The organism is Bradyrhizobium sp. SOJA106, from assembly GCF_059448745.1.
The window spans coordinates 6048061-6073248 of record NZ_CM182549.1; the positions used below are offsets into that span (position 1 = coordinate 6048061).

Consider the following 25188-nt stretch of genomic DNA (forward strand, 5'->3'; position numbering starts at 1 on the left):
AACAAGCCCAAGGGTGAGCATGGTGGTGGCTCCATCTTCACATATCGACCAGTCGCGCCTTCCACCACCACGACGGCGCAACTCTGGATATGAGTAAGGAGCCGGAGTTGCGGCGTGAGCAATTTCGCCCCGATGGCTCGGAGTCGAGGAGACGGCGCTCACGCGCCGCCGAACCTCCAGACGGGAATGCCGAGCCGCCTTGCCTTGTCGGCGAGATTGTCCTGGATTCCCGTGCCCGGGAAGTGCATGACGCCGATCGGCAGGAGTTCGAGCATGGCATCGTTGCGCTTGAAGGGCGCTGCCTTGGCATGCTTCGTCCAGTCGGGCTTGAAAGCGATCTGGGGCACCTTGCGGGTCGTCGCCCATTTGGAGGCGATCAGTTCGGCCCCTTTCGGCGAGCCGCCATGGAGCAGGACCATGTCGGGATGCTTGGCGTGAACCTTATCGAGACGATCCCAGATCAGGTGGTGGTCGTTGAAATCGAGCCCGCCGGTGAGTGCGATCTTTGGCCCTGACGGCAACAGGACCTCGGTCTCGGCGCGACGCTTGGCCGAGATGAAGTCGCGAGAGTCAATCATAGCTGCGGTCAGCGTGCGGTGGCTCACCAGCGATCCTGATCGGGGGCGCCAGAATGTGCCGGTTTGAGTCTCAAAGCGCTCGATGGCTTGGTCGCGGAAGAGCTCCAGGCAATTGCGGCGCTCGATCAGTGTGATGCCTTCCGCAGTCACGCGCTCAAGTTCGACTGATCGAACTTCGGAGCCGTCCTGCTCGCGCTGGCTCTTCTGCTGCGCCAGTTCGTTGTCGTCGAGTTGGCGTTCGATGCGGTCGACGGCACGATGGAACAGGTTGACAGTCGACCAGAGCAGATCGTCGAGGTCCGGCTCGAGCCGAGTGTCGCTCAACGCCGCGACCAGGGCATCAAAGATGTCAATAACCGCGCCAGCAACGATTTTGCCGTCGGGAAGCGGCCGTGGATCGGGCTGCTCGTCGAACGGGCGGTACCCGAAGAGCTGCAATTCGGTGATAGCGTGGTCGGTCGGAGATATCGCGTACGGCGGTTCAATATCGTCGTGGTCGGTCATCGGGGAGGTCCTTTGCCGGATTGACCGCGACCATCGCGGCCTTCGTGGCGATCACTCAGACGGCAGGCGGAACGGGCCAGAACCCGGAGCAGAGCGGAGGGCCGAGCGCAGCGAAGGATGGCGAAGACCGGCTATTTTGCTTCGCGATGCAAAGCGCGCTCCCCAGATGGCTTATGTGCCTTCGCGTCTCCGGCGCGCGGCGGAAAATAGCCGAACGCAGCCATTGCCGGCCCGAGCCGCTTGCCGTCCGATCGCCCTCTAGAAGGCCGTGGTCGCGTCTCTCCCGGCATTGACCTCGGCCCGACCGATCTCGAAGCCGGTCGAAGCGCCAGGGCTATTCCGCGGCGAGCGCCGGACAATGCAGGAAGCGCGCGACGTCCTCTGGTACGAGTTGAAGCCGCAGGCGTGCGCGGAGAGCATCAATCCCGAAGATATGCAGATCTTCGTTGAAGTCGCCCAGTCGAGGCGACAGCGGGATCGCTTCAATGCCGATGGCTTCAGCGCGCTTGGTAAGGATAGCCTGTACGGCATCTCCGGCAGCATCGTTATCGCGGGCGATGTAGAGCCGACGCAGGCCAGACGGCAGCAACATGGCTGCGAGGTGATTAGCCGAAAGCGCAGCCGCCATCGGCAAGGTCGGCAACGCGTAACGAAGTGACAGCATGGTCTCGATCCCCTCGCCGGCGCCGAGCACGTCATCGACCACACCGAAACGAACGGCGTTGCCGAGCAAGTTTCCCATGGCGCGTCGCGGCGTCTCGATCGGAGCCTTGCCGAGCCGCACGCGATCAAAGCCGTCTGGATCAAGCCAGGTGCGGTGTACGCCAGTGATCTGTCCATCGCGGCCCGTGACGGAGGCTATCATCGCCGGCCAGGTTTCTGTCGGCGAATGCTCGTCCGGTCGATAGTAGCAACGAGGATGGAAGCGCAAGCTGCCACCATGGTTGATGCGGGTTATCCCCCGGCGCTGCAAGTACGTCTCGGCTAGCGTCCCTTCGATTCGGCTGGATATTGCAAAGAGCCGACGGGCAGCTTGCTGCGATCCGGCCACTACACCTGGATGAACGGGTTTCGGAGCCAACTGCGGCTCCAGACGAGGCAGTTTCAGAAACCGCCTCGCCTCCTCGGCGACCTTGCGAAAGTCTCGCAACGTCAGACTCTCGCGGATGACGTCGAGGAGATCGCCATGTTCGCCGGTTGCAGCATCGGTCCACTTGCCGGCGGCGCCCTTCGGCGTTTCCTGGAGACGCACGAACAACGAGCGGCCCGGCGTGTTGTGGACGTCGCCGACCACCCAATACCGACCCGCCCGCTTGCCATTGGAGAGATAGTGTCGGCACACCGCCTCGGCCTCGCGCGCGAGGCGGCGTGCCAGTTCGGGAGGCTCGCGGGACATCACGCCGCCTCCCGCTCACTGATGCGGGCGACGGATAAGTGTCGAGCACCTTCGAAAGGGTCTCGACGCCGCCGGCATCCGTGGCCACGAACATGCGCAGTGATCTCCCCGAAGAGGCCGTAAGGCCGGAGACGGTCGCGCATCGTGAGGTCGCGCGCCAGCACCTCCATGGCCGCGACGCCGCCCTGCTCGATCGCTTCGACGAACTCGACGCCTGTGGCGAACGGGAAGTCGGCGCCGCCCCAAAGACCGAGGCGTTGGGTATAAGCGAGGTTATAAACCGTGTTGAGCCCCGTCGCCGACACATAAACCACGCGTGCATTCGGCAAGCCGTGCTGAAGCCTCAAGCCCGCGCGCCCCTGCTGAGAGGCCGCTTGGTCGCCGCGCTCGCCCCCGCCTCCGACCGCATTCTGCATGGCGTGGCTCTCGTCGAAGACGATCACTCCGCCGAAGTCCGAGCCCAACCATTCAACGATCTGTCTGACACGCGAAAGCGTTTCGCCACGCTCGTCGGTCCGTAGCGTGGCGTAGGTGGTAAATAGGATGCCTTCCGAAAGCCGGATCGGAGTGCCCTTGCGAAACCGGGACAGAGGTGTGACCAGCAACCGCTCCATTCCGAGCGCGGACCAGTCGCGCTGCGCATTCGCCACCGCGGAGAACGGCGGGTTCATCAGGACGACGCTCCGCACATCGCTGGCCTCGAGGTGATCGTTGATCTGCGCGGCGTCGAACCGCGTAACCTCGACGTTGACAAACAAATGATCCAGCAACGCCGCGCGGCTTTCGGCCAACTCGTTCAACATCAGAGAGCCGCCCGCGAGCTCGGCTAAGATGGCGAGCAAGCCGGTCCCCACGGAGGGCTCCAGAACGCCGTCGGCAGTCGTAGTATCGGCTGCGGTGCATGCGGCCAGTCCAAGCGAGATCGGCGTCGAGAATTGCTGAAACGCCTGGATGTCCTCGGAAGGCCGCGTATGCGTCGGCAGACAGGTTCCGATTCTCGCGAGCAACGGCAGCATGGCGGCCGTCGAGCTTGCCTTGGCGCGCTTGGCTGGGCCGAACTTGCGAAGAAAGAGAACGGTTGCCGCCTCGCAGACGTCATAGGCGGTCTTCCAATTCCAGCCGCCTGCCGCGTCGGAGGCACCAAATGCAGCTTCCATGGCGCCGCGCAGGACGGCGGCATCGATGCGGCAGCCGTGTTCGATATCGATCAAAAGCTGTCGGGCGGCCCTGACGGCGGCAGAGGTGAGACTTGCAGCGGCACGCATCGAAAGCGGCGCGGCGGCGGCGCCGCACGCGAGAGATTCGGTCATGACAGGATTTCTCGGGAGAGCAGGAGCAGGTCGAACCGCGCGGCGCTCTCCTTAAGACCACGGCGATTCAAACCCTTCCCGCCCACCCTCTCCCTCTCAGCACTCGCCCATAAAAATGGGGCCCGGCGTTACGCCGGTCCCCCAGCAACTGCGGGACGGCCGGAAGCGATCCCGCCCTGTGTCACTCAACGACGTCTTCACCGTCGCGGTGCCCCAGGGCTGCACCCACGGCACTCGGCCGTCCTCAAGTTCAGCGATGATCTTGTTGGTGATTTCGTGGTAAAGGCTTGTCCGGTCCCCACCGGTGCGCGCCCGAGCATAGTGTCTGGACATCGCGGGTGTCCGCGACGGGCGCCACGAGCCTCTCTCGCAGCCTGCAACCCGTTGCGGCAACATCCTGCCGAACCTCTTACTCTCAGCCTCTTCAGGGCTAGTCGACGCCGCGTGATTTGCGAGAGCGCTGCACGCACACAATTGACAGAATGCAGAATCTGCGACGCGCTCCGTCTTCGATTCGCCGCGACTTGGCCTTAAGGTGCCTTAGGACCGCAGGCCCGACCAGGCGTGCGCCAAAGGCGCATCGCCTCAACGCGAAATGGCACCCGCAGGAGCGTGAGCATAGCGACGCCGAAGGCGGCACGCGGGACCGAGTGCAGCGACGAGACCGGTTAAGAGGGCGCCCGGGAACGGGGCAGTGATAGCGATCGCTGCAGGCGAGCCCCTTTCCCGAGTGCCCCCGGCGAGGAGCTCCGCATCTCCTTGCGCGAGGGATCGAAGCCGTATGGCCGAGACGCAAAGCGGCTCGGTTCACGAGAGCCCGGTGCGGCGGAAGCGGCACGCGCGAAACGGAAAATCCGCCAGTCCGACGATCTAGATTTCCTCGCGCGCATGCGTCTGCGCGTCATAAATCCTGATTTGAAGCATGGGAAAACGCTTCTTTAGTTCTTCTCCACCTGCCCTGGCGCCGTCTCTGGTTGCAAATTCGGCTTTGAATCGGCCGTCCACTTCAAGTGCGTAGCCAGAGGCCGGCAGTTCACGATTGGCTGCAACCATTTCATTCCCATTGTGCAGTGTGGCGGTTGGGGATGATGGGTACCGTGAGTCGCCCAAACCGCGCCAGACCCACCTGGCCGAGTGCGGTACTCGGCCATCGCGCGTTGTGGATTGACACCCCGCAGTGGGGCGCTTCAGGGATGGGCATTTGCATCGTCCGAACATGCGGACGGATTTCCGCTGGCGCGGATGCATGCTCGATAGAGCCACGGTTCGACGAAGCTGCCCTTCCAGAGCCCTTGGCCCGCGCGCTCAGCTTCGCGCTGGGCTTCGTGATATCTGCCCTTCGAGTATTGAGGCCAATCCAGCGCGAGATCATTGCGCACAAGCCATTCCGCCAGATCCTTGCCCGCGACCGAACAGGTCGCGACCGTGCGGCCATAGCGGTCGAGGCTGAGCGGGACACAGTTGACGGGGCGACCGGCAATGTAAGCGTCCGCCTTTGGGGTGTCGATGCTCCAGAAGGCACTCAGCTGTGTCGCGGTGAGGACAGTCTACAGTACCGCCGGATCCGCGCTCCACGGATTTCCAATGTGTCGCCATCGATGATGCTGGCCTGACCGACAAAAGTGTCGGCAAGCGCCACGTTCGATAGCAGCAGCGTCAATATAAGGACTCGGCGTTCGCTCATGGCGTTGAGTAACAGAATTAGCGAAGACTGCGGGAGTTGAATTTCGGCCAGTTCTCAAGCAGCTTCAGCACCGGCAGGTCTCTTGCCGCTCGCGATAGTGAAACTCCGTGCCACGAAGCCATCTGCCCTCGAAACTGTTCCAGAACAGGATCGCATCCATTCGCCAGGTAAACTCATAGACCTTCCAAACGCCGTCGCCTGACTTCACAGTTGCATTAAAGGGCGGGCTGTTGAGCCTGCAGAGAGCGTAGATCTCATCCCAGTGCTCGCGGCATAGCGATCCTCCAGAGCTACGCGCCAGCGCGGCCCGCCCCCACGCCGATAAAAGCCTTGGCGCGGCATCATCAATTGGGGGATGCGCGCGGTCGTCTTGCCGATCCGGCGCGCCTCTTCCGACGAAAACTTGCCGACGCCGAAGCTGTAGCGCTGCGCATCATCGCAATAGAGCCACGCAGGGGCTACACCGTTGGAGTCCCTGACCACGTAGCACTCAGAATTTTCCCGGACTAAGGTCCAGGGCGGCTCGAAACGGCGGCTTGACTCCATAAGAACACAATAAGAACACACGTCATCGACGGTCAACCTCGAACAGGACCGTGTCCTCCACCTCTGAGCCGAGCGAACAGGACGACGGGCTGGGCGCCGCTGTCGGACAGGCGGTTGCCGTTTGCGGCAATATGCGTGCGGCTATTTGCGCGCTGATCGTTGCGAACAAGCGGTTTCGCAGAGCGCGGCGTCGTCGCCGCCGCGAGCCATGTAGCCCGCAAATTCGGCGTTCGGTCTGCCATGGCGTCGGTCTCAGCCAAGCGGTAATGTTCCGACCTGATCTTCGTCAAGCCGCACTTCGCATAGCGGCCCGACGGGCACGCGGGTCCGAGTGCAGCGACGAGACCGGTTCAATAGGTACCCAGCAACGGAGCAGTGATAACGATCGCCGCCGGCGAGCCCCTTTCCCCAGTACCTCCGGCGCGGAGCACCGCAAGGTCCTTGCACGAGAGATCGAAGCCGCATGGTCGAGGCGCAAAGCGAGGCCGTTCACGAGAGCGCACCATCGCGAAGCGCACGTGCGAAAATGACAAATTCCACATTTGGAGCAACCGAGTTTCCCTCGCATGCACTCGGCTGTCGCCATAAGTCACGGGTTCGAAAACGGCGCGCTTACGGCGCCCTTCAAATCGACCACGTCATTCCGACAATCGAAGCTCCATAACCGTACCGTTCATGCGGGTTGAGTGACGGTTTGTCGGAATAAGCGCTCTTAGCTAAAGGAAATCACGTGACTCTTAATCAGCGGGTCCCAGGTTCGAGCCCTGGTGCGCCCACCATATGAATCAAGCACTTAGCAGCAGGCGCAACGCGGTAAGGCGGCCTCATTTTACAGTTTTGTTCTCGCTTTGAGTTTCAGCACCGCAGCTTCGGCGAGCTGAACATCGCCACCCAAGTAATGCGCGTCGAGAATGGCTTCGACGTCCTTCGAGTGGCCGGTGACTGCAGCGATCTGCGGTACGCTTGCGTCAGCAATCGCCAACCGAACCACGGCCGTGCCACGCAGGTCATAAAACGTGAGACGGCTGATGCCGGCGCGCTCGCAGGCCTTTGACTACGACGTGCGAAAGCCGTCGGACGTCCACGGCCGGCCTAGCGTGTTCGTCAGGATGGGACCCCGACGGTCGGTCGCGTCGAGCAGTGCTCTCAACGGGGCGCCGGTCGGCATCGCGAGGCGCCGGCCGCCTTTCGATTGACGCAGCCGGATGTACGGACTCTCGTACGCCGAGCAGGCAGGCGCAAGAGGTCGCCCTGCCGTTGACCGCTCCACAACGCCAGCATCAAGGCGAGTTGGATCTCGGCCGACGCGACCGACAGGACCGCAGCGATGTCCTGCTCCGACCATATCTTGTCTTTGCGCTCGGCTGCATAGAGGCGACCGCCTCTCTCGCAGAGGTCGCTAGAGATGATGCCGCGGTCTTTTGCGAACGACATGAGCCGCGCCAATATTGTCCAGACGTAGTCGGCTTTGCGCGACCGGCAGGGCGTCACATTCAAGTGGAAGGACTACCGCGTCGAGGGTCGGCAATCGATACAAGCATCAAACTTCGTCGAGGATGAATTCGGTGACTTGCCAATTATGCGAATGGGCTATTGCGATTTGCGAGAGCCTTCGCCACAGGCTTAATGCTGTCACGGCCTAGCATTGCATCTAGCACAGCCACGTCGAAAACCGCGCTATTGGCGTGCTCCAATGCCGAAGACAAGTCTCCAGCTTCGGCCGCGACCGTATGGCCAAGATCGATCACCATGTCGGCAACCATCATACGGATGAGTACTTCATCCTCCACCAAAAACACCAAAGCCATACGCGCCCCGCTCAATTACTGCCGCGTGATTTTGCTGCGGGTCCGCTGGCGGAACGAGGCTTTCATCGATTTCATAGATCTGCGGGAGGATCTTCGATCGCCATAGGCTGGCGATAGCGTGCAACTTTTGTCAGTTTCTCCGAAGAGCTCCACATGGAACGTCGTGCAGACGCAGCCTCCGAAATAAGTGTCTGATGAGCCAAACGCAGTTTCTCAATGTTTTCGAAGAGGGCGTTCCTCGGCCGGCGCAGCTTTGCGATAGCTGCCCGACTTTCGGCTCGCTGCCGGCGAGCCTCTGATATAATCGTTGCGGCGCGATCAAAGAGGTTATGTCCTTCATCCCGCGCTTCGAAACGATGGGGTGCACTAGAACAAAGGAGCAAGAAGAGCGCGCGATCCGCTTTGTAACGTGCTCCCGCTCGAGTATGCTCCGAGCCTGACATAAGAATTTGTCCCGCTGCTGCGTTAACGGCCCATTTCCAGCGGCTTCGCCCGCACTTCTTCAGCACGACCGAGAAATGTGCGAACGACGGATATTCTCGCATGGCATCGCCCCCAAGGACTGTTCAGGAGAGCAGTTTATCGGACCGATCTGATCAGGCAAGGTCGACCCTTGCAGACGTCACCTTGTGGCCGCGACGGTGGACCGAGCCGCGCGTCGGAAACAGCACGCCGGCAGCCATTTGAAGCAACGTGCTCTTGCCACAGGCGCTGGGCCCGATCACCGCAATGAACTTACCCCGATCGGCCTTGAAGCTGATCCCGTCCAGCACTCTGACCGGCGTGCGCTGCGCCGGCGACGAGAAGTCCTGCCAACGCCGTCAAACACAAGCACGCGATCGTTCATGCCCGCTAACCCTCAGACAGACGGCACAGTCACGCACGATCGGGTCGTATTCAGGGAGAAGACCTCCTCAAGTTCAAGACGCATGGTGCCGTGACATTCGCACGCTGCCGCCACGAGCTTCAATCGGTCGATCTCTATGTGGCCTCGTCGATCAGATCTGATCGCTCCAGAGGCGCGCAGATTGCGCATCAGTAACGTCACCGTTGTCCGCCGCACACCGAGTATTTGCGACAGCGCCTCCTGGGTGAGCGGGAGGACATCGCCGTCCATGCGATCGCGAATGTGGAGAAGCCAGCGAGCCATCCGAGCCTGCACCGGATGCAGAGCATTGCAGGCTCCTCCGCGTTGAAGCTGTACCAGCATTGCCCTAACGTGAATCTGGATCGCGTGCCGGATCGCGGAGCTCTGGCAAAATGCGGCGTGAAATCGCGGTGCCGGGATTCGCGAGGCGAGGCCTCCCGCACGGACGATCGCAGTGAGCGCCGAAGGTGCCGGTCCAAACACGGATAGAGTACCTATTGCTCCCTCCCGCCCGACTACGGCGGTAGCAGCAGTCTGACCGTCGGCAAAGCCGACCATCAGCGAGATGGCGCCGCTATGAGGGAATAAGACGTGGCCGACTCGGTCACCCTCCCGCGAAATCACCGCATCCTGATCGAGCGCGACCGTCTCCAGCGCGGGCGCCAGCAAATCGAAGTCAGTTGGCGGCAGCGTTGCCAAAAGGCAGTTGCCGATTCCGCCGGCGCGCGTCACTTCGAGTGGTCCGCCGTGATGCATCCGCCTTCTTCATTTCGCACGGTGCGGAATGGGGACAGCCTTAGCATGCGATTAGATTCGCGACGAAACGATGATCCACTTCCCTGACAAGTACTCTCACCTGACAACGATAATCTCCTGGCAAGACGACATTTTCCGTCCGCGTCAAATCAAGAGTTAGATGCAAGCCCGCGGCCGAGTACACAAATGCAAAATAGGTATTGGTAACACCGTACGCTGCGACGCGCGCGCGCAGGGAACTCCAGATGGGGTTCATTCGAGGCCAATATGAAACAGGAAACGAAAGCGAGCGCAATGCACGCTGGACCGCGCTGCTGTCGGAATGGATATAAACACGACGCTTGCAACCCATCGCAGCGACGAGCGGGGGCAATGTAACCATTTCCTTGGTTCCATACTCTGCCCGCTGCCTCCTTGAATTATCCAGCCCCGTTATCCGCAAACAGCGAAATTGGGACCGAGATGACGCTCATACGCTGGGAGCATGCCACCGCCGCAGCGCACAGGCTGGACCGCCAGTCACCAATATTCGCAATCCGTCAACGCCGCATTGGCGCGGCTGGCTGGGCCTGAGAACCAATGTCTCGTATGCCGTGCACGGGCGCGCTGGAGTAACTGCGCTAGACGCGCGCCCAGTCGATGGTTCGAGCTGCATCGCTTCGTTCCCAACCCGGAACGCAGCGAAGCAAAGGGCGCGGGCGTTTGCAGATTACAACCCGCACAGCCATTCCAGATACTGCTAGTCCGTTGAGAAGACCGAAAACTCTTTCATATTTGCCTCATACGAGCAGCGGGGACGCAAAGTGTTTGATGTCTATCGCAATGACAAGCGCGAGTTGCTCGTTCTAACCAATGGCTCTGCAATACCGGCTGTTTGCTCTCGGAATAAGTGGCGCAAGAGCAGAAAAGGAGTTCTCAAAGTCAGCGACGAGATCAAGTCAGCCGTTCAGAGACAGGGCTATTACGTCCGCAGCTTGCGGGTCATCAAGGCGGATGATCTAGTTGTGGAGCTAGGTCGGCGGCTTTGGTCGCCCAGCCCGTCGCCGATTGGATCATCGATTATCTTTTCATGCACGTCCATCGCTTCAACCTAAGAAAGAGAACCCAGGCATAGCCGCTCGCGCTTGCTTCCCGGCATCCGGCGCAGGCCAATTGCTGTAGTAGCTGTCATGTTGTGTCTAGTCGAAAGCCGACGATCTGGATGCACCCTCGCGCAGCTTTGGCCCTGCGCAACCGCATGCTGAATTGTTGCGAGGCCGTTTTTGCTCCGACCGAGTAACCCGACCGTGCCAATGAGATGGCGTTTCGCGCGCAGAAATGGAGCGCGCCCCGTAGGTCAACCGAGTGATCCAGGACAATGCGGGCCGAGATCAATATCGCGAGAAGTCGATCTTGGCTAGCGCTTCACCCGGATTACGAATGGCGCCGCCGTTGCCGCGGTGGTCGGATGGCTCGGTGGTGCAATCGTGCTTCTTTAGCTGGCTGCCGTCTTGGTGCGGCTGGCACTCGTCGCCACCAACATGCTTGGAGTGGTCCAACCGGCTGTCCGTCGAGTAGTTGTCCGTCCCGGCATGATGCGCGTTATCGCGCGTGCGGCCGTGATCGGAGCAGGCATCGTGGCCCTCGCCGGCCGATGCGGCCTCGGCCGATCTTGCACCCTCTACGGCAAGCCTGGCGGAACCAGCATCGCACGCGGGAGCCGCCGCTGGGCTGGGGCTTGCAATCCTGACTTGGGACGGCTCACTCGCCGAGGTAAGATGGATGATCATATCCGCTCCCTCGGTAATTTCGGGCCGGTGCGCTACGCTCACCCGCGTCATGTTCAGCTGCCGTAGATTCGCATTGATTTCTTTTTCCTTCTCGATGTCGAGATGTGCCGTGCCCTCATCCAGAAACAGGATCTTTGGTCGGCGATAAAGCGCGCGCGCAAGCAGTACTCTCTGCTTCTGCCCGCTAGACAACGAGCTCCCCATGTCACCGATGAGGCTGTTGTAGCTCATCGGCATTGCCATGATGTCGTCGTGAATGCCGGCAATCCGCGCGCACTCGATCATCTCTTGCAGATCGAATGTTGTGTCAAAAAAGCAGATATTGTCGGCAATCGATCCTGATAGCAATTGATCCTCCTGCATCACCGCGCCAATTTGCTCGCGATAAGCCCGCGGTCCGATCTGGCCCAGCGGAAGGCCGTCGATCAGAACTTCTCCGCTCGTTGGCTCGAGCAGTCCAAGCATAATCTTGACAAGAGTTGACTTGCCGCAGCCCGACGGTCCCATGATCGTCACGAATTGTCCGGGAGCAACGCACAGATTGACATTACTAAGAATCAGAGACTCTCCTTCTGCATAGCGGAAGCACACGCTGCGCAGTTCGATCGCGCCGCGAATCTGTCGGAGATACGACAGGTCCCGATCGTGCCCACGCTCCAGCGGAGTGAGCGCAATGTCTGCGAGACGCTCCAAATGCAATCCGAGAATGCGGACATCCACCAGCTTCTCTATCAGCAGCGCTGTCCGCTCAGCGAACTGCAGCTTGTAGCTGACAAACGCGAATATCATCCCAACCGTGATGAGGTTGTCCAGTGCGAGGCGAGCCGCGAGGTAGATTGTGATGACGTTTTCCAGGCCGAAGATCGTGTCGTTCATCGCTTTGAAGCTGATCCTCGCGCGACCAAGCCGCACGACGGCATTTATATACGCAGCATAGCGGTTCAGCCATTGGCTTTCCCGTTCGTTCTCTCGGTTGAGCAACTTTAGGCTTTGTACCGCACGCACGGTTTCGATGAAGGTGGAATTCTCGTCTGCCTTACTGTGAATGGCCGCTTCGCTTCTTTGTCGGAACATTTTGAAAAGTGCGAGCCGCAAGGCGGCATACAGCGCGAACGCGAGCAGGACGACAAGTCCGCGCTGGACGCTGTAGGTGAACATCAAGGCCAGCATCAACACCGACATGAGACCGTCGATCAAGCCCGTGATCAGTCCCTCCGCGAGCACGTTGCGGGTCGGCTCGATCGAGTTGAAGCGAGAAAGGATGTCGCCGATGTGCCGCTTTTCGAAGAATGAGAGTGGCAAACGCACCAGATGATGAAACAGGCGGGCGCCGATTTGAAAGCTCAAGGTGTTCTGCAGAATTAGAATAATGAACGAGCGTGTCGCGGCTGACGCGACCCGTATCAGGAGAAGGAACGCGAATCCTAGCCTGAGTACGACCAGGAGATCGACGTCCCCTCTGGCATCAAACATCTGACTCTTGAGCGGCGGGCAAACACCACCCTGCCGAACGATCACCCAGAGCGGATGCCCCGCTCTTGAACTGATTTGCGATCGATCTCGATCACCTTTTTTCAAGCAGCTCTGTGTTCCACTCTCCTGCGCTAGTCCCGATCTAGTCGCGCGCGCATTCCAGCCCAATTTCCCTCAAGGCCACGCGATTGCCGCACGAGCTATCGCTCCGGCTTGTTTCTCAATTGGTTTTAGCGTTCGGATTCGAGCAGCTGGTCAACTAGAGCTAGACGGAGCCCCGAATGGCGGATACCGAGACAAACAATTTGGCATCCTTATGCGCGCGGCAGCGAGAGAGGACGGCGAAGAAGCGTGAAAGCTTAAATCTGTGGCGAACTATCCGTGCGGATAGAGCCTAATGGGATCTCGCACAGCACTTGCTGCTCGTTACCCGCCAGTTGGCGCATGGCCAGCCATCATGCGGGCGGATATGGTCGCAGCCTATTTAGATTACCGCAATACAGTCGAACTTGTGGGCGCGATAGTCCGCGGGGAAGCTCCCCCGCCGACGCATTATCATGGAACTGGTCGCTCCCGCGAGCCAGCTTGGTCGAAGGCAGCTATTGATGACTTCGCGGCAGCGTGCAGCGTTACAAACCCCAATAAGCTAGACCGACAAGACCTGACCTCGCTCGTATGAATTTGTCCAACACTACACCTGGACTTCCTCGTTACTGTCGGCGGAAGGCATTGAAGCATGGCGGTTGGGCCTATTTTTTCGAGCCGCCGACCTGGGCACGCAGACAAGGCTGTACCATCGAACCTGAGGCACTCGGCGAAGATTGTGACGCGGCTGTAGACCGGGTCAAGAAAGTCTTGTTACCCGCTTTTGACAGCTGGCGTTCTGGCGGGCTAACAGACCTGTCTCCTACTACGCCTGCACCTGGCACTTTCGATTGGCTCGTATGGGTCTTCAAGACGCACCAGAAGTGGAGAGAAGTCGATCACAAAACGCAGCGACTTTACGATCAGGGCTTAGCGCTATTTGCTAATCACGAGCTAAAGGACGGCAGTCGGGCGGGCTCGAAACGGATCACAGCCTTTACCAGAGGATTTGTCGATGCCATCTATGCGAAGTTGCTGGTCGTAGAACGCAAGGAAGCGGACGGCAACACCGTCAAATACGAACGCCGGCGCTTCGCAAATGCTGCCATGACGGCTTGCAGGCGCGCTTGGTTTGTTGGCCAGCGCACTCACGAAAAAGAGGTACCCGAAATAAACCCGTTCTCTCGGATGGGGCTAAGGTCTCGAGCCCCTGGTCAAGCGAAGCGCGAGACGCCCACTGCAACCTGGGACGAGCTTGTCGCGTTCAGGCGCAGCGCCAAGAAACTCGGGTTTTACTCCATCGCTACAGCCGCTTTGTTGAGCTGGGAATGGCTGCAGCGCGAAGAGCATGTCTTCGGCATTTTCGAACTTGCGCACTACCGCCCCGAGGAACGATCAGATAGCGTAAGGATTATACATCCGAAAAATGGGGAGGAAGCATGGTGGCCTCTCTTTGACGAAAGTGGCATGGCGCTTTTTCCCGAGCTAATGACAGAACTGGACGCTATCAAAGCAAGGGATAGTTCCGGATTGGTTTTCCGCCGCGACCATCCTCATAGACGATCAAGCGTGCCAGTCCCGTGGATCACCCAACGCAAAGACCTGCGCTACCTCCGATTTGTCGTAAAGAAGATCATCGCCGTAGCCGGGCTTCGCAACGAACTTTCATTCACATCATTCCGCCATGGCGGCTTCACGGAAGGCGCGGACAGCGATCTCACGGATGCTGAACTGCGCACCGCCGGCCGTCATCGCTCAAAATACCAATTGCCAACTTATGCCAAGCGCACGCGGAAGCAGCTAATTGCGGCTACCAAAAAGCGCCGATTGCAGCGCTCTGGAACAGTCTACTTAGACGATCAGCTCGTGCCCCGAACGAGATAGACGTCGTTTGGCCGGCTGCCTCTCTGAGCTTGTTCCGACATCGTGCCTACCGCCCGGTCCAGACCGGCTTGCGCTTTTCGCCGAACGCCTTCAGCCCCTCCTTGGCGTCCTCGGTCATTGCGAGCAGCGCGATCTGGCTTTCGGTGTAGGCGATGCTCTCGTCGAACGACATCGCGGCGATGGCGCGCATGGCGTATTTGCCGCGGCGGATCGCGGTCGGCGACTTGTCGACGATGCGGCCAATCAGCCAGTCGATCTTGGCATCGAGCTCGGCGGCCGGCACGGCATAGTTGAGCAGGCCCGCAGCCTGCGCGGCTTTGGCGTCGAACGGCTCGCCGGTGAGCGCCCATTCGTTGACGAGGCGTCGCGGTGCCATCTCCTGCAACAGGCTCAGCACCTGCATCGGAAACACGCCGACCTTCACCTCCGGCAGGCCGAAGATCACGTGATCGGCCGCAACCGCCATGTCGGTCATGCACAGGAGGCCCATGCCGCCGGCCATGCAGACGCCACCGACGCGCGCGATCGCAGGTTTCGTCGCGTTCTGCGACAGGCGCAGCAGATCGGCATAGTCGACATTCGGCCTGGAATGATCCATCGCGAACGCCGCGCCGGAGTTCTGCAAGTCGGCGCCGGCGCAGAACGCCTTGTCGCCCGCACCGGTCAGCACGATGACGCGGACGTCCTTGTCCTCATGAGCGTCGCGATAACCCTTGCTGATGCCGGCAATGACCTCGCCGTTCAGCGCGTTGCGCTTGTCCGGCCGGTTGATGGTGATCCAGAACGCCTGCCCGCGCTTCTCGGTGATGACGGCTGTGGTGTCGGTCATGGCGTCGCTTCCTTGCTGTCCCTTTTTGCAGCCATTTGCGGCAGGGCGGGCGGCAGGTGCAAGGGCAATCTGCAGCGCGGCGTCGCTTTAGCGCCTCGACACAATTGCTAGCGACGGAGCCGCGCGCTCAGGCCGCGGCGGCTTTCCTGATCCAGACCTTGTTGTCGTGGAACGCGGCGCCGCCGATCGGCGCGACGGCCTCGGCACCGGTCAGCATGTTGATACCGCGGCCGCCGATATGGTTCTTGTTGGGATGAACGGACTCCGCGATCAGCACGCCGCGCTGCACGCCGTCGAACAGCGTTGCGATCAGCGTGGTCTCGCCGCGTGCATTGCCGAGCGTCACCGCATCACCATCGGCGATGTCGAGGGAGGCTGCATCCAGCGGATGGATCATCACGCTCGCCCTACCCTCGCGGGCCTGCGAGGACGGCGTCTCGTTGAAGGTGGTGTTGAGAAAGCTGCGCGACGGGCTGGTCGCGAGCCGGAACGGATGAGCCTGGTCGGCCTGCTCGATCACCGCCCAATGGTCCGGCAGATCGGGCATGTTATCGATATCGCCCATGGTCTGGCCGAACGGCGGATGCGCCCAGTCCGCCCTGAAATGGAATTTCTTGTCGGGATGAGCGAAGCCGTCGAGAAAATGCGAGGTGCGGAAATCCGGCTGCAGATCGCGCCAGATGTCGGCTTCGAGACCGGCGATGTCGCCGTGGTTGCTGAGCTTAAGCGTCGCATCGATCAATTCGCGCGGCGACATCTCGAAACCGCGGTGCTTCGCACCAAGGCGCGATGCCAGCGCCTGCAACACCTCATGGTTGGAACGGCATTCGCCGGGCGGGTCGATCAGCTTCGGCCCGACCGAGATGTGCTGATGGCCGCCGCCGTAATAGAGATCGTCATGCTCCATGAACATGGTCGCCGGCAGCACGATGTCGGCCATCTGCGCCGTCTCGGTCATGAACTGCTCGTGGACCGCGACGAACAGATCCTCGCGCGCAAAGCCCTGACGGACCAGCGCCTGTTCCGGCGCCACCGTCATCGGGTTGGTGTTCTGGATCAGCATCGCCTTGACCGGGCCCTTGCCGCGCAAGGCCTCGGCATCGCCGGTGAGGATGCGGCCGATCTTGGACTGGTCGAGCGCGCGGACGCTTTGATCGATCGCGTCGTGGCCTTCGATGATGGATTCGTTGAAGTGCCACAGTGCATAATTGTTGAAGAAGGCACCGCCGCCTTCGTATTGCCAGGCACCCGTCACCGCGGGAATGCAGGTCGCCGCATGCATCTGTGTCGCGCCGTTGCGCGAACGCGTGAAGCCGTAGCCGAGGCGGATGAAAGTCCGTTTCGTCTCGCCGACCGCCTTGGCAAAGGCCTCGATCTCCGCCACCGGCACGCCACAAATCGCAGACGCCCATTCCGGCGTGCGCGTCTTCAGGTGCGCCTCGAGCTCGGCGGGGCAATCGGTGTATTTGTCCATGTAGGTGCGGTCAGCATAGCCGTCGCGGAACAGGACATGCATCACGCCGCAGGCGAACGCGCCGTCGGTCCCGGGCCGCAGGATGATCTTGATGTCAGCCTGCTTCATGGTCTCGTTGTCGTAGATGTCGACCGCCGCGATTCTGGCGCCGCGCTCCTTGCGGGCACGCGCGGCGTGCGTCATCACGTTGACTTGGGTGTTGACGGGATTGGTGCCCCAGATCACGACGAGATCGGACAGCGCCATCTCGCGCGGGTCGACGCCAGCGATCTTGCCGGTACCGATCGCATAGCCGATGCGTGCGACATTGGCGCAGATGGTCTGATAGAAGCGCGAATATTTTTTCACATGCGTCAGGCGGTTGAGGCCGTCGCGCATCACAATGCCCATCGTGCCGGCGTAGTAATAGGGCCAGATCGATTCCGCGCCGAACTCTCGTTCGGCCTGATTGAAGCGCTCCGCGATCTCGTCGAGCGCCTCGTCCCAGGAGATCCGCGCAAACTGGCCCGAGCCTTTCGCACCCGTGCGGCGCATCGGATACATCAGCCTTTCGGGGTGATGGATGCGTTCGGCATAGCGGGCGACCTTGGCGCAGACGACGCCGGCCGTGTAGGTCTGCTTCTTCGAACCGCGTACGCGGCCGATGCTGCGGCCTTCGACCACCTCGATGTCGAGCGCGCAGGCCGACGGGCAATCATGCGGGCAGGTCGAATGGCGGATTTCGATCTTGGCGTGCTGGTTCATGTTCCAGTTCGTAACATCAAAATTCCGGCCCGCCGAGCGCATTTGCCGGCATTGCCCATGCGATTTGCTCAAACCGCGCGCGCTGTCGGTTCCTATCGCGCCTGCGAAATGGGGAGGGGCGACAACGAAAACCGCCCGATATTCCCTAATACTATCGGCTTTGTGAGGCGTCGACAGCCCGCCTCCCCTGCCGCTAGAGTGCCGGCCAACAAAGACGGTATCAGGGAGGTGGGCGTGACGGCCCGACAATCCATGCTGGCGCTGGCCGCCGGCCTGCTCGGCGCATTCGCCGCAGCCGCCTCATTGGCGCAAGATTATCCCAATCACGCGGTCCGGATCGTCGTGCCCTTCGGCGCCGGCGGGCCGGCCGACGTCGCGGCGCGGCTGATCGGCAACGTATTCCAGGAGAGCTTCGGCCAGCCCTTCGTGATCGAGAACCGCACCGGCGCCGGCGGCGTCATCGGCACGGTCGAGGCGGCGAAGTCGCCCGCCGACGGCTACACGCTGCTGATGATGTCAAACACCCAGACCGCGAATGAATCGCTGCTGACACAAGCGCAGCGCAAATACGAGCTGATGCGCGATCTCGCGCCGATCGCGCCGGTGAACTATTCCGACCTCGTCATCGTGGTGAACCCACAGGTCCCGGTGAAGACGCTGGCCGAGTTCATCGCGCTCGCCAAGGCGCAGCCGGGCAAGCTGAACTACGCCTCCTCAGGCCAGGGCACGCCCTATCACATGGCCGGCGAGCTGTTCAAAGCCATGGCCGGCATCGACGTCGTCCACGTCCCCTATCGCAACAGCGGCGAGGCGCGCAGCGGCGTGATCGGGGGGCAGGTGCAGATGATGATCGACGCGGTGCCGGCGATGGCGCCGAACATCGCCGAGAACCAAGTCCGCGCGCTCGCGACCACCGGCAAGCAGCGCTCCGCGGTGCTGCCGAACGTGCCGACCGCCGTCGAATCCGGCCTCGCCGGCTATGAGGCGACGATCTGGCTCGGACTGATGGCGCCGGCCGGCACGCCAAAGCCTGTCGTCGACAAGCTCAACGCTGCCGTCAACGCAACGGTGAAGCGGCCGGACATCGTAAAGCTCTGGACCGAGCAGGGCGCCGTACCCATGTCAATGACACCGCAGGAATTCGAAAAATTCCTGCGCGGCGACATCGAGAAATGGGCCGACGTTGTCAAGAAATTCGACAAGTCCTGAGGCGGTACCGCTCATGCCCACGGTTCAATTCCGACTCAATGGCGCAGCGATCGCCGTGGATGCCGATCCGGACCAGATGCTGCTCGATGTGCTGCGCAGCCGGCTCGGCATCACCGGTGCGCATTTTGGCTGTGGAGCCGGTGAGTGCGGCGCCTGTCACGTCATGGTCGACGGCAGCGCGATGACCTCGTGCGACATGCCGATAGGGTCCGTCGCGAACAAGGACGTCGTCACGGTGGAAGGCCTCGGGACAGTGGAGCAACCCCATCCACTGCAGCGTTCCTTCATTTCCGAGCAGGCGATGCAATGCGGCTATTGCGTTTCGGGAATCCTGATCAGCGCGGCGGCGCTGCTCAAGCGTAATCCGTCACCGACGGAGGCCGAGGTCAGAGCGGCGCTGGATCGCAATCTGTGCCGGTGCGGATCGCATAACCGCATGGTGCGCGCGGTGCTGCGGGCAGCTTCGGAGATGGCCGCGCCATGACGTCCCCTGCCCCAAAGCTGCCGGTCAGCCTGGCATCCAATCCAAGGCTGTCGTCCTGGGTGCGGTTCACCGATGAGGGCCGCGTGGCGATCTCGCCCGGCAAGGTCGAGATCGGCCAGGGCATCGTCACCGCGCTGGCGCAGATCGCGGCAGATGAGCTGGATGTCGAGATCTGGCGCATCGAGATGATCCGCACCTCGACGGCGACGAGCCCGAATGAGGGCGTCACTTCGGGCAGCCTCTCGATCCAGCAATCCGGCCGCGCGCTGCGCCACGCCTGCGCCGAGGTTCGCCAGCGCTTCCTTTCTGCTGCATCGGAACGTCTCGGTGTCGATGCGGCGTTGCTCAATGTCGACGACGGCACGATCTCGGGTCCCGGCAATATCAGGACCAGCTATTGGGAGCTGGCCGGCGACGTCTCGCTCGACCACGACGCCACACCAGGTGCGACAGCGAAGATCGCGACCAAGCGCGCTGTCGCCGGACATTCCATCCAGCGCCTGGACGTTCCCGACAAGGTGTTTGCCCAGCCGCGCTTCATTCACGACCGGGCATTGCCCGGCTTGCTGCACGGACGCGTGCTGCGGCCGGACGTCTCGGGCGCCAAGCTGATCGCGCTCGACGAAGCGGCCGCACGCATTGTCCCCGGCCTCATCACCATCGCCCGTGACGGAGGATTTGCAGGCGTGGTTGCCGACAGCGAAGCAGCGGCGGAAGCGGCACTGACGGCCTTGCGCACGGGCGCGACATGGTCGGCCGGCGAGGCGCTGCCCGACGAAGATGATCTCGCGGGCTTCCTGAAGACCCAGCCGGTCGAGACGACCGTCATCGACACCAGAGCGGCGGCGAGGACAGCGAAAGCTGCGCACACGCTTCGGCGGCAATACACCCGCCCCTACATCGCCCATGCCTCGATCGCACCGTCCTGCGCGATGGCGCGATGGGATGGCGATCGTATCCACGTCTGGACCCACAGCCAGGGTGTCTATCTGCTGCGCGCCGATCTCGCGATCGTGCTCAAGCTGCCCGCCGACAACATCGTGGTCGAGCACATGGAGGGCGCGGGCTGTTACGGCCACAACGCGGCCGACGACGTCGCGCTCGATGCCGTGCTCCTCGCCAAGGCCGGCGGCGGCCGTCCGGTCCGGGTGCAGTGGTCGCGCCACGACGAAATGTCCCACGCGCCGTTTGGCGCGGCGATGGCCATCGAGATCGAAGCCGACCTCGACGCGGATAACGAGATCGTCGGCTGGCGCCATGCGATCTGGAGCAACGGCCACGCCGCGCGGCCGGGGCGCGCGACGCAGCCTGCGCTGCTCGCTGCCACCGAGATCGCAAGTCCCTACCCGCGCATGATCTCGACCAATCCGCCGACAGCCAATGGCGGCGGTGGCGATCGCAACTCCGTTCCGCTCTACGACCTTCCGGCCTGGACGATCACGAGCCACCGGCTCTTGACCATGCCGATTCGCACCTCGGCGCTGCGGACGCTGGGCGGACAAGGCAATGTGTTCGCCATCGAATCCCTGCTCGACGAGATCGCGACCTTGCGGGGAGAGGACCCGATCGCGTTCCGCCTGCGGCACCTACGAGATGAGCGGGCGAAGGACGTCATCCGCGCCGCGGCGCGACGCGCGCAGTGGAAGCCGCAGAAGCAGCAAAGTGTCGGCCACGGCATCGGCTTTGCCCGCTACAAGAACACAGGCGCCTATTGCGCCGCGATTGCCGAGATCGAAGGCGACGACGACATCCGCGTCAAACGGTTAACGCTCGCGGTCGATGTCGGCGAGACTATCAATCCGGACGGCCTCATCAACCAGATCGAGGGCGGCGCGATCCAGGCGACGAGCTGGGTGGTGAAGGAGCGCGTTCGCTTCGACCGGACCCGCATCACCTCGCCCTCATGGACGGACTATCCGATCCTGACCTTCAGCGAGGTGCCGCCCGTCGAGGTCGAGATCATCCAGCGGCCGGAGATCGAGCCGGTCGGCGCCGGCGAGGCCGCGCACGGCCCGGTAACTGCGGCGATCGCGAATGCGGTGTTCGATTGCCTCGGCGTGCGCGTGCGCGATCTGCCGATCACGCGCGACCGGATCATCGCAGCCATGGAGCTTGCATCGTGACGACCTTGACCATTTTGAGCGGCGGCGCGGCGCAAGGCCTGGTGCGAGGTCTCGCCGACGCTTTCAAGACAATGACCGGCCTCCGTATCGACGGTGAGTTCGGCGCGGTCGGTATCATGGCTGACAAGCTGCGCGCGGGAGCACCAGCCGATCTCGTGATCCTGACGCAGGCCCTCCTCGCAAAGCTTGCCGAGGAGAAACTCGTCATCCCCTCCTCGATCGCGGATGTCGGCCGGGTCGAGACCGCACTCGCAGTCCGCAGCCGCGATCCGAAACTTGCGGCGAAGACCGAAGCCGAATTGCGCGAGCTGCTGCGTTCCGCGGATGCGATCTACGTCCCTGATATCAAGGCGTCCACGGCGGGACAGCACGTCGCAAAAGTGCTGGATCAGCTCGGCATCGCCTATGAGGTCGCTTCGCGCCTCAAGATATTTCCCAACGGCGCGACCGCGATGCGGGAGCTTGCAAGCTCCACCGCGCAAAGGCCGATCGGTTGCACGCAGTCCACCGAGATCATCGCCACCGAAGGCATCGCGCTATCTGGCTCGCTGCCTCCCGGCTGCGAGCTCGTGACCATGTACACGGCGAGCGTGACCGCAAGGGCATCGCATCCAAACGAAGCAGCCGCGCTGGTCGCGCTGCTGACTGGCGCAGATCACAAGGAGCTACGCCAGCGCGTGGGCTTTACCGGCTAAAACGGATGAAATGAGGCTCGATAGCTGTGGTGGCGGCGGCAGGCTCCCTCTCCCGCCTGCAGGAGGGGGTCGGGAGAGGGTCTCTCGGCAGCCCAAGACGAGAAAACCCTCACCCGTATCGCATTTTCGACGCGATACGACCTCTCCCGCAAACGGGAGAGGTGACCGAGCCTGCGGCAATCGATTCAACCCAAAGCCATTCCGCTTTAAGACGCTCCCTCTATTTGTGCAGCTGGGTGAGGCCGGTCGGTGGACCATCCACCGCGGTCCAGCCGCCATCGACGAACAGCGTACTGCCGCTGACATAGCTTGCGGCATCCGAAGCGAGATAGGCCACGGCGGTCGCGACCTCGTCGGCGCTGCTCCAGCGGTTGAATACGGTGTGGCCGGCATAGAGATTGTAGATGTCGGGCCGCTGCTTGAACGGACCGGTCAGGGCGGTCTCGGCGATGCTCGGCGCGATCGCGTTGACGCGCACGCCGGCATGGCCGACTTCGGAGGCAAAACCCTTCACCAAGAGGCCGATCGCCGCCTTGGTGGAGCCGTAGACGCCGAGGCCCGGCTCGATGGTCACCGCGCGGACCGAGGAGCAGGCGATGATGCTGCCCCCCTTCTGCGCGACCATGATGCGGCCGAAGGCCTGAAAGAACCAGACCGTGCCCTTGACGTTGAGGTTGAGGACGCGGTCGAGATCGTCCTCGGTGTAGTCGAGGATCGTCTTGCGGATGTTGAGCCCGGGCGTCGTCACGGCGATATCGAGCCGCGGGAATTTCTCCATCACGGTTTTTGCGAGCGCGTTGACGTCCGCAGCGCTGGCGGCATCGCAGCTGGCAGCTTCCGCCCAGCCGCCCTTGTCGCGAATGCCGGCGGCGGCCGCTTCCGCCGCGTCAAGCGCACGATCGGCGCAGATGACGCGGGCCCCTAATCCGGCCAGCGCCTCGGCCGACGATTTGCCGATCCCTGAGGCGGCGCCGAGCACCACGGCCGTCTTGCCGGTGAGATCGAAGAGCTTGCGATAGTCGGTCACGGACACATTCTCCCTGTTGCTGTGGCGCAAGCTACGCAAGCGCGATGCGCCGGCCAAGTGCCGGCGCACGCACGGCTACTATCCCTTGTATCCCATCAAGAGGCGCGGCAGCCACAGCGAGAAGGCGGGAACGTAGGTGACGAACATCAGCGCTGCGATCAGCGCGGCGTAGAACGGCAGGATGGTGCGCATCACCGCGCCGACCGAGATGCCGCCGATGGCGCAGCCGACAAACTGGGTCGTTCCGACCGGCGGGGTATTCAGTCCGAGCGCGCAGTTGATCAGCATCAGCATGCCGAACTGCACCGGATCCATGCCCGCCTTCATCGCTATCGGCAGGAAGATGGGCGTGCAGATCAGGATGGTCGCCGCCATGTCCATGAAGGTGCCGAGCACGAACAGGATGACGTTGATGAGCAGGAAGATCATCCAGGGCTGCGTCGAGACCTTGCTCATCAGGTCGCCGGCGAAGTCGGCCACCTCATAGAGACCCATCAGGTACTGGAACATGGTGGAGACGCCGATCAGCAGCAACACCACGCCCGTCGTCTTCACCGCCTTGGCCGCCGCCCGCAGGAAGTTCTGCAGGGTCATGGTACGATAGATCAAGAACGTCAGCAGGATCGTGTACGTGACCGCGACCGCTGCGGATTCCGTGGCGGTGAAGACGCCTGAGAGGATGCCCGCCAGGATGATGCCGACGATCAGAAGGCCGGGCAGCGCGGCGGCGAGCGATCGGAACACCTCGGCCCAGCCCGGGAACTTGCCTGCGGGATAACCGCGCTTCACCGCGACCGCGTAGGCAGCGACCAGCATGCAGACCATCAGCACCAGGGCTGGCAGGAGACCCGCGGCGATCAGCGCGCCGATCGAGACCTTGCCGCCGGCGGCCAGCGCATAGATGATCATGTTGTGGCTGGTCGGCATCAGGGCGCCGACCAGCGAGGCATGGGTGGTGACGTTGACGGCGTAGTCGGTGTCGAACCCTTCCTTTTTCATCATGGGGATCATCACCGCGCCCATGGCCGACACGTCGGCCACGGGCGAGCCGGAGACACCGCCGAACAGCGTGCAGGCGACCACGTTCGACATGCCGAGCCCGCCGCGGATATGCCCGACCAGATTCTTGGCGAGCTTCACGATCTTATCGGCGACGCCGCCATGCAGCATCAATTCACCGCTAAAGACGAAGAACGGGATGGCGAGGAACGAGAAGATGTTCATCCCCGACATCATCTGCTGGAAGATGACGGCGACCGGCAGACCTTCGTAGAGGATGGTGCAAATCGCCGAAAGGCCGATCGCGAAAGCGACGGGAACGCCGAGGATCAGGAAGCCGAAGAAACTGGCGCCGAGGATGATCAGTTCCATGAGGGGACGACCTCTTCGCCGCGCAGGAGAGCAATGATGTGCTCGATGGAAAACGACACGATCAGGATGCCGGAGGCGATCAGCGGCACGTAACGGATCACCTCGGGCAGTCCGAGATTGGGAATCTTGACGGTTCCGACCGACGCACCGAGGATCCAGCCGTTATAGGCCATCGCAATGCCGAACACGGCCACGAGAACGTGGATCACGATCTCGATCTTCTCGCGCAGATGATCGGGAAGCATGACCAGCAGACTGTCCATGCCGATGTGTCCGGCATCGCGCACGCCGACGGCGGCGCCGATCAGCGTGACGTAGAGGATCAGGACCAGCGCGAGGTTTTCGGTCCAGGTCGGGCTGGAATTGAGCACGTAACGCCCGAACACCTGGTAGAACACGATGGTGACGATGACGAGCAGCCCGGTCACCGACAGATACATGCCCAGGCGAGCGACGGGAGCATTGATCCGCGACAGCAGCCCGGTCGATGGACGTCCGGCGACCTCCTGCTCGTGGCTTGCGACGTGTGGGTCTGTCATTCCCGCGTCTCCTTCGCGCGTCTGCTCGCGAGG

General features: G+C 62.0%; 19 protein-coding genes and 2 pseudogenes. 5 read left to right on the forward strand and 16 right to left on the reverse strand.

The window, feature by feature from the left end; translation table 11 throughout:
- Nucleotides 1-158: 158 nt before the first annotated feature.
- The 11 genes and pseudogenes from AC5V87_RS28480 to AC5V87_RS28530 all read right to left on the reverse strand — a co-directional run bounded on the left by AC5V87_RS28480 (nucleotide 159) and on the right by AC5V87_RS28530 (nucleotide 12797).
- Nucleotides 159-1082 carry a DUF2493 domain-containing protein gene (locus AC5V87_RS28480; protein ID WP_495368463.1) on the reverse strand — a complete coding sequence of 308 codons (924 nt, stop codon included), beginning with the start codon at nucleotides 1080-1082 and terminating at the stop codon, nucleotides 159-161.
- A gap of 334 nt (nucleotides 1083-1416) precedes the next feature.
- The gene (locus tag AC5V87_RS28485) at nucleotides 1417-2478 is read right to left on the reverse strand and encodes a DUF7146 domain-containing protein (RefSeq protein ID WP_495368464.1); all 1062 of its coding nucleotides are present in this window, start codon (nucleotides 2476-2478) and stop codon (nucleotides 1417-1419) included.
- 146 nt (nucleotides 2479-2624) lie between these two features.
- A pseudogene (locus AC5V87_RS28490) lies at nucleotides 2625-3788 on the reverse strand (strawberry notch-like NTP hydrolase domain-containing protein); the annotation flags it as partial.
- A 183-nt stretch (nucleotides 3789-3971) separates the two neighbouring features.
- A pseudogene (locus AC5V87_RS28495) lies at nucleotides 3972-4121 on the reverse strand (ArdC-like ssDNA-binding domain-containing protein); the annotation flags it as partial.
- A gap of 537 nt (nucleotides 4122-4658) precedes the next feature.
- The gene (locus tag AC5V87_RS28500; RefSeq protein ID WP_456837106.1) at nucleotides 4659-4841 is read right to left on the reverse strand and encodes a hypothetical protein; all 183 of its coding nucleotides are present in this window, start codon (nucleotides 4839-4841) and stop codon (nucleotides 4659-4661) included.
- 134 nt (nucleotides 4842-4975) lie between these two features.
- The gene (locus AC5V87_RS28505) at nucleotides 4976-5314 is read right to left on the reverse strand and encodes a thermonuclease family protein (RefSeq protein WP_495371961.1); all 339 of its coding nucleotides are present in this window, start codon (nucleotides 5312-5314) and stop codon (nucleotides 4976-4978) included.
- A gap of 1533 nt (nucleotides 5315-6847) precedes the next feature.
- Complete coding sequence (locus tag AC5V87_RS28510) at nucleotides 6848-7000, reverse strand: hypothetical protein (RefSeq protein WP_456837104.1); 153 nt, start codon at nucleotides 6998-7000, stop codon at nucleotides 6848-6850.
- A 595-nt stretch (nucleotides 7001-7595) separates the two neighbouring features.
- Nucleotides 7596-7826 (reverse strand): response regulator, encoded by a 231-nt coding sequence (locus AC5V87_RS28515; protein ID WP_456837103.1) that lies wholly within the window; start codon nucleotides 7824-7826, stop codon nucleotides 7596-7598.
- A gap of 596 nt (nucleotides 7827-8422) precedes the next feature.
- Nucleotides 8423-8599, reverse strand: a complete 177-nt coding sequence (locus AC5V87_RS28520) for an ATP-binding cassette domain-containing protein (RefSeq protein ID WP_456837102.1) — start codon at nucleotides 8597-8599, stop codon at nucleotides 8423-8425.
- 86 nt (nucleotides 8600-8685) lie between these two features.
- Nucleotides 8686-9450, reverse strand: coding sequence for a Crp/Fnr family transcriptional regulator (locus AC5V87_RS28525; RefSeq protein ID WP_495368465.1), 765 nt, complete (start codon nucleotides 9448-9450; stop codon nucleotides 8686-8688).
- A 1370-nt stretch (nucleotides 9451-10820) separates the two neighbouring features.
- Nucleotides 10821-12797: a peptidase domain-containing ABC transporter gene (locus tag AC5V87_RS28530; RefSeq protein ID WP_495368466.1), complete on the reverse strand. Its 1977-nt coding sequence runs from the start codon at nucleotides 12795-12797 to the stop codon at nucleotides 10821-10823.
- Between the two features lie 624 nt (nucleotides 12798-13421).
- Here AC5V87_RS28530 and AC5V87_RS28535 point away from each other — a divergent pair.
- Nucleotides 13422-14660: a hypothetical protein gene (locus AC5V87_RS28535; RefSeq protein ID WP_495368467.1), complete on the forward strand. Its 1239-nt coding sequence runs from the start codon at nucleotides 13422-13424 to the stop codon at nucleotides 14658-14660.
- A gap of 46 nt (nucleotides 14661-14706) precedes the next feature.
- On the opposite strand, the gene AC5V87_RS28540 is transcribed toward AC5V87_RS28535, so the two are convergent.
- Both AC5V87_RS28540 and AC5V87_RS28545 read right to left on the reverse strand, forming a co-directional pair.
- Nucleotides 14707-15489: an enoyl-CoA hydratase/isomerase family protein gene (locus AC5V87_RS28540; protein WP_456837097.1), complete on the reverse strand. Its 783-nt coding sequence runs from the start codon at nucleotides 15487-15489 to the stop codon at nucleotides 14707-14709.
- Nucleotides 15490-15616: 127 nt separating this feature from the next.
- On the reverse strand, nucleotides 15617-17707 hold the full coding sequence (locus tag AC5V87_RS28545) for a molybdopterin oxidoreductase family protein (RefSeq protein ID WP_495368468.1): 2091 nt from the start codon (nucleotides 17705-17707) through the stop codon (nucleotides 15617-15619).
- Between the two features lie 252 nt (nucleotides 17708-17959).
- Here AC5V87_RS28545 and AC5V87_RS28550 point away from each other — a divergent pair, with 252 nt between their 5' ends.
- From AC5V87_RS28550 to AC5V87_RS28565, 4 genes are read left to right on the forward strand one after another with little or no spacing between them, the layout of a single operon-like run.
- Nucleotides 17960-18916 carry a tripartite tricarboxylate transporter substrate binding protein gene (locus tag AC5V87_RS28550; RefSeq protein ID WP_456843272.1) on the forward strand — a complete coding sequence of 319 codons (957 nt, stop codon included), beginning with the start codon at nucleotides 17960-17962 and terminating at the stop codon, nucleotides 18914-18916.
- A gap of 13 nt (nucleotides 18917-18929) precedes the next feature.
- Complete coding sequence (locus tag AC5V87_RS28555; protein ID WP_456837095.1) at nucleotides 18930-19400, forward strand: (2Fe-2S)-binding protein; 471 nt, start codon at nucleotides 18930-18932, stop codon at nucleotides 19398-19400.
- On the forward strand, nucleotides 19397-21523 hold the full coding sequence (locus AC5V87_RS28560) for a xanthine dehydrogenase family protein molybdopterin-binding subunit (protein ID WP_495368469.1): 2127 nt from the start codon (nucleotides 19397-19399) through the stop codon (nucleotides 21521-21523). The genes AC5V87_RS28555 and AC5V87_RS28560 overlap by 4 nt, the downstream gene beginning before the upstream one ends.
- A complete protein-coding gene (locus AC5V87_RS28565; protein WP_495368470.1) occupies nucleotides 21520-22218 on the forward strand; it encodes a molybdate ABC transporter substrate-binding protein in 699 nt (232 codons plus the stop codon). The genes AC5V87_RS28560 and AC5V87_RS28565 overlap by 4 nt, the downstream gene beginning before the upstream one ends.
- Before the next feature lie 220 nt (nucleotides 22219-22438).
- Here the strand turns inward: AC5V87_RS28565 and AC5V87_RS28570 are convergent, their stop codons facing one another.
- The 3 genes from AC5V87_RS28570 to AC5V87_RS28580 all read right to left on the reverse strand — a co-directional run bounded on the left by AC5V87_RS28570 (nucleotide 22439) and on the right by AC5V87_RS28580 (nucleotide 25155).
- On the reverse strand, nucleotides 22439-23245 hold the full coding sequence (locus AC5V87_RS28570; protein WP_456837092.1) for an SDR family NAD(P)-dependent oxidoreductase: 807 nt from the start codon (nucleotides 23243-23245) through the stop codon (nucleotides 22439-22441).
- 78 nt (nucleotides 23246-23323) lie between these two features.
- Nucleotides 23324-24616, reverse strand: coding sequence for a TRAP transporter large permease (locus AC5V87_RS28575; protein WP_456837091.1), 1293 nt, complete (start codon nucleotides 24614-24616; stop codon nucleotides 23324-23326).
- Entirely contained in the window at nucleotides 24607-25155 is a 549-nt protein-coding gene (locus tag AC5V87_RS28580; RefSeq protein WP_027562513.1) for a TRAP transporter small permease, read from the reverse strand. Before AC5V87_RS28580 ends, AC5V87_RS28575 begins: the two co-directional genes overlap by 10 nt.
- Nucleotides 25156-25188 lie beyond the last annotated feature (33 nt).

Bases quoted from the DNA above. Each gene is read 5' to 3' on its own strand.
- AC5V87_RS28480 (WP_495368463.1), bottom strand. From the start codon at position 1,082: ATGACCGACCACGACGATATTGAACCGCCGTACGCGATATCTCCGACC.
- AC5V87_RS28485 (WP_495368464.1), bottom strand. From the start codon at position 2,478: ATGTCCCGCGAGCCTCCCGAACTGGCACGCCGCCTCGCGCGCGAGGCC.
- AC5V87_RS28500 (WP_456837106.1), bottom strand. From the start codon at position 4,841: ATGGTTGCAGCCAATCGTGAACTGCCGGCCTCTGGCTACGCACTTGAA.
- AC5V87_RS28515 (WP_456837103.1), bottom strand. From the start codon at position 7,826: ATGGCTTTGGTGTTTTTGGTGGAGGATGAAGTACTCATCCGTATGATG.
- AC5V87_RS28525 (WP_495368465.1), bottom strand. From the start codon at position 9,450: ATGCATCACGGCGGACCACTCGAAGTGACGCGCGCCGGCGGAATCGGC.
- AC5V87_RS28540 (WP_456837097.1), bottom strand. From the start codon at position 15,489: ATGACCGACACCACAGCCGTCATCACCGAGAAGCGCGGGCAGGCGTTC.
- AC5V87_RS28545 (WP_495368468.1), bottom strand. From the start codon at position 17,707: ATGAACCAGCACGCCAAGATCGAAATCCGCCATTCGACCTGCCCGCAT.
- AC5V87_RS28550 (WP_456843272.1), top strand. From the start codon at position 17,960: ATGCTGGCGCTGGCCGCCGGCCTGCTCGGCGCATTCGCCGCAGCCGCC.
- AC5V87_RS28555 (WP_456837095.1), top strand. From the start codon at position 18,930: ATGCCCACGGTTCAATTCCGACTCAATGGCGCAGCGATCGCCGTGGAT.
- AC5V87_RS28560 (WP_495368469.1), top strand. From the start codon at position 19,397: ATGACGTCCCCTGCCCCAAAGCTGCCGGTCAGCCTGGCATCCAATCCA.
- AC5V87_RS28575 (WP_456837091.1), bottom strand. From the start codon at position 24,616: ATGGAACTGATCATCCTCGGCGCCAGTTTCTTCGGCTTCCTGATCCTC.
- AC5V87_RS28580 (WP_027562513.1), bottom strand. From the start codon at position 25,155: ATGACAGACCCACACGTCGCAAGCCACGAGCAGGAGGTCGCCGGACGT.